This is a genomic window from Bacillus sp. HMSC036E02 (assembly GCF_001836235.1).
Taxonomy (GTDB): domain Bacteria; phylum Bacillota; class Bacilli; order Bacillales; family Bacillaceae_G; genus Bacillus_A; species Bacillus_A cereus.
Map to the genome: position 1 here is coordinate 7,204 of NZ_KV827858.1, position 615 is coordinate 7,818.

Sequence of the window (615 nt, forward strand, 5' to 3'; positions counted from 1 at the left end):
TAGTACATATGCAAGTATTAAAGTGCAAAACACATCAGGTAAAGTGGTCTACAACAAAGAGATTTATGGAAACAAACAGCAAAATGCTGAATCGCAAAAAGTTCCAGTCAAAGTAGGCGATTATATAGAGTTAACACATCTAGAAGGTGTACATAGAGCTACTCTTACAAATGTAGATAATAGTAAGCTAGAGAGCTTTGGAAAAAAAGCTATATACGAAGTTACAAAGGAAGGCCTGAAGAAAGTAGAAAAAATGCCAGAAGCAACAATTTTAGAAGGAAACAAGTTTGCGTGGTCATTAAAAGGATATAGTGATAGAGAAATTGCAAAAGTAGATTATGATAAAACGGTAGAAGAGATGAAGGTAAAACTAGAATCAGGTGTACCACATTCCTATTTTGCTAGTACGTATGCGAGTATTAAGGTTCAAAATTCTTCTGGCAACGTTCTGTACAATAAGGAAATCGTGGGAAATAAACAACAAAATGCTGAAAGCCAAACTGTGCCCGTCAAGGTAGGGGATTACATTGAATTTACCCATATAGAAGGAGAAGCAACAAAGGAAAAAACGCGAGCAACTTTAACTAACCTTGAAAATAACAAAAATGAAACCAT

The 615-nt window shown here is 35.0% G+C and carries 1 protein-coding gene; it reads left to right on the plus strand.

The window, feature by feature from the left end:
* A partial coding sequence (locus tag HMPREF2590_RS23055) for a putative mucin/carbohydrate-binding domain-containing protein (protein WP_277996131.1) occupies positions 1-615 on the plus strand: 615 nt, incomplete at both ends.